General features: G+C 61.9%; 8 protein-coding genes. 5 read left to right on the forward strand and 3 right to left on the reverse strand.

Features of this window, described 5'->3' with window-relative positions; translation table 11 throughout:
- Nucleotides 1-135 precede the first annotated feature (135 nt).
- The gene (locus ACILSI_RS26255) at nucleotides 136-969 is read right to left on the reverse strand and encodes a prephenate dehydratase (RefSeq protein WP_395724894.1); all 834 of its coding nucleotides are present in this window, start codon (nucleotides 967-969) and stop codon (nucleotides 136-138) included.
- Nucleotides 970-1,052: 83 nt separating this feature from the next.
- Between ACILSI_RS26255 and pbpC the strand changes: the two genes are divergently transcribed.
- The 5 genes from pbpC (at nucleotide 1,053) to ACILSI_RS26280 (ending at nucleotide 5,803) form a co-directional block, all read left to right on the forward strand.
- Complete coding sequence (gene pbpC, locus ACILSI_RS26260; RefSeq protein WP_395724895.1) at nucleotides 1,053-3,308, forward strand: penicillin-binding protein 1C; 2,256 nt, start codon at nucleotides 1,053-1,055, stop codon at nucleotides 3,306-3,308.
- A gap of 52 nt (nucleotides 3,309-3,360) precedes the next feature.
- The gene (locus tag ACILSI_RS26265; RefSeq protein ID WP_395724896.1) at nucleotides 3,361-3,738 is read left to right on the forward strand and encodes a globin; all 378 of its coding nucleotides are present in this window, start codon (nucleotides 3,361-3,363) and stop codon (nucleotides 3,736-3,738) included.
- A 45-nt stretch (nucleotides 3,739-3,783) separates the two neighbouring features.
- On the forward strand, nucleotides 3,784-4,200 hold the full coding sequence (locus ACILSI_RS26270) for a c-type cytochrome domain-containing protein (RefSeq protein ID WP_395724897.1): 417 nt from the start codon (nucleotides 3,784-3,786) through the stop codon (nucleotides 4,198-4,200).
- Nucleotides 4,201-4,206: 6 nt separating this feature from the next.
- On the forward strand, nucleotides 4,207-5,145 hold the full coding sequence (locus ACILSI_RS26275; RefSeq protein ID WP_395724898.1) for a 2-hydroxyacid dehydrogenase: 939 nt from the start codon (nucleotides 4,207-4,209) through the stop codon (nucleotides 5,143-5,145).
- A 67-nt stretch (nucleotides 5,146-5,212) separates the two neighbouring features.
- Nucleotides 5,213-5,803 carry a hypothetical protein gene (locus ACILSI_RS26280; protein WP_395724899.1) on the forward strand — a complete coding sequence of 197 codons (591 nt, stop codon included), beginning with the start codon at nucleotides 5,213-5,215 and terminating at the stop codon, nucleotides 5,801-5,803.
- Between the two features lie 282 nt (nucleotides 5,804-6,085).
- On the opposite strand, the gene groL is transcribed toward ACILSI_RS26280, so the two are convergent.
- Entirely contained in the window at nucleotides 6,086-7,708 is a 1,623-nt protein-coding gene (groL, locus tag ACILSI_RS26285) for a chaperonin GroEL (RefSeq protein ID WP_395724900.1), read from the reverse strand.
- Nucleotides 7,709-7,748: 40 nt separating this feature from the next.
- A complete protein-coding gene (locus tag ACILSI_RS26290) occupies nucleotides 7,749-8,033 on the reverse strand; it encodes a co-chaperone GroES (RefSeq protein WP_395724901.1) in 285 nt (94 codons plus the stop codon).
- Between the last annotated feature and the right edge of the window lie 5 nt (nucleotides 8,034-8,038).

Here is an 8,038-nt window from a genome sequence, read left to right on the forward strand (position 1 = left end):
CGTGAACACGAAGTCGATTTCAGGATGCTCCTTGGCACGCGGATCGATCTCGCTCGCTCGTTTGGAGATGGTTTCGGCGGCGTTCAGGCCGAGTGAAAGTGCCAACAGGCAGGGGATGATGTTCTTCATGGTGGGTTAGGATTCAAAACGACGACCGGCTGCATACGAACCCACGCTGCGAATCGTCGCGCCGTCGGCTTTCGTCTGCTCCAGCGCCTTCTGCACACGCGGATCGGCCTCGGAGCCTTCGATCTCGATGTAGAAGCGATACTTGTTCGGCTGGCCGCGAATCGGGCGTGATTCGAGACGCTTCATGTTGATATCGTTCTCGCTCAACGGCGTCAGGAAGCGGCACAGGCTGCCGGAGCGGTCTGGCAGCTCCACCACGAGCGCCGTGCGGTTGTGTTCGAGGGAAGGCGTGTTCGCCGCATGCCCGATGAGATAAAACTGCGTGATGTTCGGCACTTCGCCCGCAATCGGGAAATGCAGAATCTGCAAGCCGTGCCGTTCGGCGTTTTGACGCGGCCCAATCGCCGCCGCTCCGGGTGTGGCGACGGCTTTTTCCGCCGCTTTGGCCGTGCTCGGCTCCACGACGCGTTTCACGTCAGGGTAGTTCGTCTTCAACCACTCATCGCCGTGGTAAAACGGCATCGCATGCGAGTGGATCGAGGTGATCTGCTCCCCTTGCCGGCCCAGCAGCGCCAGTTTCACATCCAGCGTCAGTTCTTCGAGGACGCGCAGCTCACAGCTCGCATCCACGAGGCGGTCCACGGTGTCGATGATGAATCCGCCAGACGAATTTTCGATCGGCACGATGCCCAACGCTTCGGGATTCGAGGCCAGGAAGTCAAACACATCCCCCACATTGTCCCGCAGGCTCACCGCCGCGCCGGGAAACCGCATCTGCGTGATCAGATGCGAAAAACTGCCCTCAGGACCGAGGCAGGCGATGGTTGGCGGCGGGTTCATGCGAGCCGCGCATGCTCCGCCGCAGAAGCTCACGGTCAAGAACACCGCACTGGATTTCATTGCACCCTCGCGTTCCTTTCCGCATGCGTCGCCGTTGGAAAGCCAGCCTCATCACCCTGCTGCTTCTCACGGCAGTCGGCGGGTGGGGCGTGCCGTGGCTGGTGCCGCTGCCGGATGAACTGCTCAAGCCACCACCCAGCTCCACGCTCTACCTCGCCCGCGATGGCACACCGCTGCGCCATTTATTAAACGAAGACGGCACACGTTCCGCGCCACCGGTGTCATACGCCGAGATTCCCTCGACGCTCGTTCACGCCGTGCTCGCGGCTGAGGACAAACGCTTCTTCTCCCACGGCGGCATTGATCCCCTCGCGATCGCCCGTGCGGCCCGGGACAATGCGCAGGCGAAGCGTGTCGTTTCCGGTGCCTCGACGATTCACCAGCAACTCATCAAAAACACCACACCGCGCTCCGGCAAACGCACGCTTGGCATCAAAATCATTGAAGCGCTGCAAGCACGTCGTCTCGCCATGTCCTGGAGCCGCGAGGACGTGCTCACGGCTTACCTGAACCGCATTTCCTTCGGCAATCTCATGACCGGAGCCGCCACCGCCGCATCTGGCTACTTCCACAAGCCGCTGAGCGATCTGACGCCTGCCGAATGTGCCCTACTCGCCGCATTGCCGCAGTCGCCAAGCCGTTTGAACCCGTTTCGCAATCTGGAAGCCGTTTTGCCGAGCCAGCGCCGCATTCTTGATCACATGCACACGCTCGGCTGGCTCGATGCCAAGCCGCATCGTGTCGCTTTGAGTCAAACCATCGTGCTGCAACGCTTCAGCGGCGGATTCGAGGCTCCGCATGCTGTTGAAATGCTGCGCGGTGCTGCCGATGCCACAACGATCCGCACCACGCTCGATGCCACGCTTCAGCAGCAGGTCGAAACGATCATCGCGCAGCGTTTGGAGTCGCTCAAAGGCCGCCATGTCTCGCATGGGGCCGTCGTGGTCATCGAAAACGCCACCGGAGCCGTGCTCGCACTCGCTGGATCGCGCGATTTCTTCGCGAATGAAGGTGGCCAGATCAATGGGGCCTGGGCACCGCATTCCCCCGGCTCGGCGATGAAGCCGTTCACGTATCTCATGGCTTTTGAGCGCGGTGCCACGCCCGCGAGCATCGTCGCCGACCTGCCCATCGAGTTCGCCACCTCATCCGGCACTTACCGTCCCGAGAACTTCTCCCTGCGCAGCTTCGGGCCGATGACGTATCGCAACGCGCTCGGCAACTCGCTCAACATCTCCGCCGTGCGCGTGCTCGATTCCATCGGCGGAGCCGAAACGCTGCTGCCGAAGCTGCGCGAACTCGGCTTGACCACGCTGAACGAAGACGCCGCGCACTACGGCCTCGGCCTCACCATCGGCAATGCCTCTGTGCGTTTGATCGAACTCGCCAATGCCTACGCCTGTCTCGCTCGGCTTGGTCGATACAAGCCGTGGACTTTGCGCAGTGATGCTCCCGCAACGGAAGAGCGCCATCTGCTCGGCGAAAACGAAAGCTGGCTCATCGCCGACATCCTGAGCGACAATCAAGCGCGTGAGATGGCCTTCGGCCGTTACTCGGTGCTGCGTCTGCCGTTCAAGTGCGCCGTCAAAACCGGCACCAGCTCGACGTTTCGCGACAACTGGACACTCGGCTACACGCGCGAGTTCACCGTCGGCGTGTGGGTCGGCAATTTCGACAACACGCCGATGCAGGATGTCAGCGGCATCACCGGTGCAGGACCGATCTTCCGCGATGTGATGCTGCATCTGCATGAAAAACATGCCGCCACCTGGTTTGAGCGCCCTGCGGCCATCACGCATGCCCGCATCGATCCGCGCACCGGCAAACGCCTCACACCGCAGACCCCGCCGTCACGTTTGAGCCGCGAGGAGTTCTTTATCGCCGAGAAGATGCCGCCAGTGGCCCAGGCGGGCGATTACGACGCCCGTGGCCGCGCCATCCTGCCGCGTGAATACGCCGCGTGGATTCCGACGAGCGCCAATTGGCTCGGCGATCTCATCACCCTCGCCGAAACAGATGCGAAACCTAAGCTGCGCATCACGAATCCCATCCCCGGCACCGTTGTCATCCTCGATCCCGACATCCGCAACAAGGGCAACCGCCTGCTGCTGCAAGCCACCGGCGCGAATCAGCCGCGCTGGTGCTGTGCGACGCTCGAATTTCAAACGGAAGACACCCACACCTTCGCCATCCTCAAGCCGGGACGGCACGAGATTGAATTGCGCGATGAAACGAGTGGATTGAGCGTGAAGTCATTTGTGATCGTGCAGGAAGAATAAAAAATCCGGGACTTAAACTTTCCTGATTCACGCGGGTGCATAAACTGGGTGGATGGATGAAATCTCGACTCTCTTTGGCCGTGTGGGCGAAACGAAGCTGCGCGACATGGTGACGGCGTTTTACCGGCGGGTGCGGGTGGATGACCTGATCGGGCCGATGTATCCGGCGGATGATTGGGAGGGCGCGGAGAAGCGGCTGGCGGATTTCATCGTGTATCGCTTCGGCGGGCCGCAGACCTACATTGAGGAGCGGGGGCATCCGCGTTTGCGGGGGCGGCACCTGCCGTTTTCCATCGGTGAGGCGGAGCGGGACCGGTGGATGAAGCTGATGGGTGAGGCGTTGCAGGAGGTGGAGATCCCACCGACGGAGGCACCGGTGATCGCGGCGTTCTTTGGGCAGGTGGCGGACATGATGCGGAATCGTGAGTGATGAATCGCCGCTTGTCAGGCGGTTCGGCCACAGGATGGTGAAGGCATGAAACGAGTTTGGTTACTGGCGGCGCTGCTGCCCGCGTGTGTGATTTTGAAATTTGAGCGGCTGAAGAGCGAGCCGGTGGACTTTGTGAGTGCTGTGAAGCCGATCCTGGAGTCGCGCTGCCTGGAATGCCATCACAGCCGCTATGTGTTTGCCGGATTGAACCTGGAAACGAAGAAACTGGCGATGAAGGGTGGGCGCAGCGGCCCAGTGATCGTGGCGGGAGCGCCGCAGCAGAGCCTGCTGTACAAAGTGCTGCTGCTGGGGCATGAAAACCCCATCGCCATGCCGCCGACGCCGGAAAAGCTGGAGCGTGAGCACGAGCAGATCATCCACGACTGGATTCAGCAGGGAGCCGAATGGCCGGAGGGCACGCGCCTGGTGCCGCCGCAGGACTGGAACCGCAAACGCTCGTAAACGCTCATGGAAAAGCCCCCCGTGCTGGTGCTGGCCCCGCTGCCAGATTTTTTGATGGAGCCGCTGCGCGCGGCGCATGTCTGCCACGATTACTTCCATGCGGAGGACAAGAACGCGCTGCTGACCGAGGTCGGGGCGGAGATTCGTGGAATCGTGATGGCCGGAGGCAGCGTCTCGCCCGTGCCTTTGCTGGAGCGGCTGCCGGGGCTGGAAATCATCAGCGTGTTTGGCGTGGGTTATGACGGCGTGCCGGTGGACTGGTGCCAGGGCCATGGCATCCGCGTGACGAACACGCCGGACGTGCTCACGGAGGACGTGGCGGACACGGCGAGCGCCTTGGTGTTGATGACGAGCCGGCGCTTGATCGCGGCGAACCGCTTTCTGCATGCCGGAGCGTGGACGCGGGGGCCGTTTCCGCTGGCGCATGCGCTGCGTGGGAAGCGGGCGGGCATCGTGGGCCTGGGGCGGATCGGCAAGGCGATCGCGCATCGGCTTGAAGCACACGGGATGAGCGTGGCTTACCACGGGCGCGCACGGCAGGAGGTGGCGTGGGAGTATTTTGAATCGCTGATCGAACTGGCCGAGGCGGCGGACTTTTTGATCGTGGCCTGTCCGGGCGGCGCGGCGACAAAGCACCTGATCAATGCGGCGGTTCTGGCGGCGCTGGGTGCCAAGGGCACGCTGATCAACATCGCGCGCGGCTCGGTGGTGGATGAGGCGGCGCTGATCGCGGCGTTGCAAAGCGGCGTGATTCGCGGCGCTGGGCTGGATGTGTTTGAAAACGAGCCGCAGGTGCCGGAGGCGCTGATGCAGTGCGAGAACGCCATTTTGCTGCCGCATCTGAGTAGCGGCACGCATGAGACGCGGCGTGAGATGGCCCGGCTGGTGGTGGAGAATCTGGCGGCGCATTTCAGCGGCGAGCCGCTGCTGACGCCGGTGTGCTGAAGTGATGTCGTGGGTGCTTGGCGCAAAGGCTGCTTGCCCTTCGTCATGCAGACATTACTAGAATCGCATGTTCAAGATCATCCTCGGAGCTTTGCTTGCCGCCATCGCGGTTTTCGCCTGGGAGGCGCTGTCGTGGACGGTGCTGGGCTGGCATGAGAACGGATTCCGCTCGTTTCGTGATGAGGAGGCCGTGGCCGAGGTGATCAAGGCGAACGTGACCTCCGGGCACGGCATCTACCTGCTGCCCGCGATGGAGGAGGCGCCAAAAGTGGCCACGGTGGAGGAGAAAAAGGCGTTTTTGGAAAAACAGACAAAGGCGAAGGAAGACGGGCCTTACGTTTATGCGATCATCCGCCCGGGCAGCGGGGAGATCAGCATGGGCACGAACATGATCCTGAGCTTTGTCCGCAGTTTCCTCTGCGCGTTGCTGGTGGCAGCGCTACTGAGCCAGGTGGCGTTGTTTTATCCGGCACGCATCGCGTTTGTGGCGGCGGCGGGCCTGTTCGCCGGGCTGACGTGCGATCTGCCGATGTGGATCTGGTTTGAGAACCCGGCGCGGGACACCATCGTAAACATCGCGGATCATGTGATCGCATGGATCATCGGCGGCGCGGTGCTGGGGATTTTTGTGGGCAAGGACCCGGTGGCGGAGCGGTAGTGATGGAGCGCACGCGTCCTCGCGTGCTGCATTCAGCGTCCCGCTGAATGTCGTTTGAGGGCATGGCCGCTCCTTTGGCCGCCGGATGACGCATTCGCATGCTTGGGAACGGTTTTCCGCGAGGACGCGGAAAACGGCACGCGGGACGCGTGCGCTCCACAAAAAAGCGGCCCGGAATTGCTTCCGGGCCGCGTGGGGGTTTTGGGTTTTCGATCCGCGCCGAGGGTTGGGTCTCAGCGCGGTCAAAGGGGTGGAACGAGTTGGGAAACTCGTCCTACGGCATTACATCATGCCGCCGTGGTCGTGGGCGTGGCCAGCGTCAGCGGCTTCTTCCTTCGGAATGTCGGAGATCAGACATTCGGTGGTGAGGAGGAGGCCGGAGATGGAGGCGGCGTTCTGGAGAGCGCTGCGGGTCACCTTGGCAGGATCGACGACGCCGGCCTTGATGAGGTCTTCATACTTGGCGGTGGCGACGTTGTAGCCGTGGTTGCCTTTGCCTTTCTTGACTTCGGCAACGATGAGAGCGCCTTCGACACCTGCATTGGCCGCAAGCTGACGGAGAGGAGCTTCGATGGCGCGAGCGACGATTTCAGCGCCGGTCTTCTCGTCACCGACGAGGCCGAGGTCACCGATGGAGGCCTGAGCGCGGATGAGGGCGACACCGCCCCCAGGAACGATGCCTTCTTCGACGGCCGCACGGGTGGCGTGCAGGGCGTCTTCGACGCGGGCTTTCTTTTCCTTCATCTCCGTTTCGGTGGCAGCACCGACGTTGATGACGGCGACGCCGCCGGCGAGCTTGGCAAGACGCTCCTGGAGCTTCTCACGGTCGTAGTCGCTGGTGGTGTCGGCGATCTGGTTCTTGATCTGGGACACGCGGCCGGCGATGGCCTCGCTGCCGCCTTCGCCTTCGACGATGACGGTGGTTTCCTTGCCGATGGTGATGCGCTTGGCCTGGCCGAGGTCGGCGAGCTCGATGTTCTCAAGCTTGATGCCAAGGTCTTCCGTGATGCACTTGCCGCCGGTGAGGATGGCGATGTCTTCGAGCATGGCCTTGCGGCGGTCGCCGAAGCCAGGAGCCTTGACAGCCACGATGTTGAGGGTGCCGCGCAGCTTGTTCACCACGAGGGTGGCAAGGGCTTCACCTTCGACGTCTTCAGCGATGATGAGGAGGGGCTTGCCGGAGCGGGCGACCTTCTCAAGCAGAGGGAGCATGTCCTTCAGATTGCTGACCTTCTTCTCGTTGATGAGGATGTAGGCGTTCTCAAGGTTGCACTCCATCGTCTCTGGATTGGTGACGAAGTAAGGGGAGAGGTAGCCCTTGTCGAACTGCATGCCTTCCACGACTTCGAGGGTCGTTTCGATGGACTTGGCTTCTTCGACGGTGATGGTGCCTTCCTTGCCCACTTTGTCCATGGCTTCAGCAATGATGTTGCCGATGCTGGCGTCCCAGTTGGCGGACACGGTCGCGACCTGGGCCACTTCCTTGCTGTCCTTCACGGGGGTGCTGATTTCCTTGAGCTTGGCGACGATGGCCTCGGTGGCCTTCATGATGCCGCGCTGAAGCGAGATCGGGTTGGCGCCGGCGGTCACGTTGCGGAGACCTTCAGCGTAGATGGCTTCGGCGAGGACCGTGGCGGTCGTGGTGCCGTCACCAGCGATGTCGGAGGTCTTGGAGGAGACTTCCTTGATGAGCTGGGCGCCCATGTTTTCATAAGCGTCTGGCAGTTCGATTTCCTTGGCGACGGTGACGCCGTCCTTGGTGATCGTGGGGCTGCCGAATTTCTTTTCCAGGATGACGTTGCGACCTGCTGGGCCAAGAGTGGCCTTCACGGCGCGGGCCAGTTTGGTGACGCCACGGAGGAGTGCCTGACGGGCGGCTTCGTCGAAGTAGAGTTGTTTAGCCATAGTAGTTTAAGCGATGAGTTAGGGGTTAGGGGGTGATGAATTAAGCGATGATGCCGAGGATGTCGGTTTCGTTGATGATGAGGACGTCTTCGCCGTCGAGCTTCACTTCCGTGCCGCCGTATTTGGAGATGAGGACCTTGTTGCCGACCTTGACGGTGAAGAGCGTGGACACGTCCTTGCCTTCGTCGTCTTTGCCGGTGCCGAGTGCGAGCACTTCAGCTTCCTGCGGCTTTTCTTTGGCGGTGTCAGGAAGGAAGATGCCACCGGCGGTTTTTTCTTCGCTGGTGGAGCGCTTCACGAGGACGCGGCGTCCGAGGGGTGTGATGGAGG

Source organism: Prosthecobacter sp. (genome assembly GCF_044232965.1).
Taxonomy (GTDB): Bacteria; Verrucomicrobiota; Verrucomicrobiia; order Verrucomicrobiales; family Verrucomicrobiaceae; genus Prosthecobacter.

Coding starts and splice junctions, on each gene's coding strand:
- ACILSI_RS26255 (WP_395724894.1), bottom strand. CDS start 969: ATGAACCCGCCGCCAACCATCGCCTGCCTCGGTCCTGAGGGCAGTTTT.
- ACILSI_RS26265 (WP_395724896.1), top strand. CDS start 3,361: ATGGATGAAATCTCGACTCTCTTTGGCCGTGTGGGCGAAACGAAGCTG.
- pbpC (WP_395724895.1), top strand. CDS start 1,053: ATGCGTCGCCGTTGGAAAGCCAGCCTCATCACCCTGCTGCTTCTCACG.
- ACILSI_RS26280 (WP_395724899.1), top strand. CDS start 5,213: ATGTTCAAGATCATCCTCGGAGCTTTGCTTGCCGCCATCGCGGTTTTC.
- ACILSI_RS26270 (WP_395724897.1), top strand. CDS start 3,784: ATGAAACGAGTTTGGTTACTGGCGGCGCTGCTGCCCGCGTGTGTGATT.
- groL (WP_395724900.1), bottom strand. CDS start 7,708: ATGGCTAAACAACTCTACTTCGACGAAGCCGCCCGTCAGGCACTCCTC.
- ACILSI_RS26275 (WP_395724898.1), top strand. CDS start 4,207: ATGGAAAAGCCCCCCGTGCTGGTGCTGGCCCCGCTGCCAGATTTTTTG.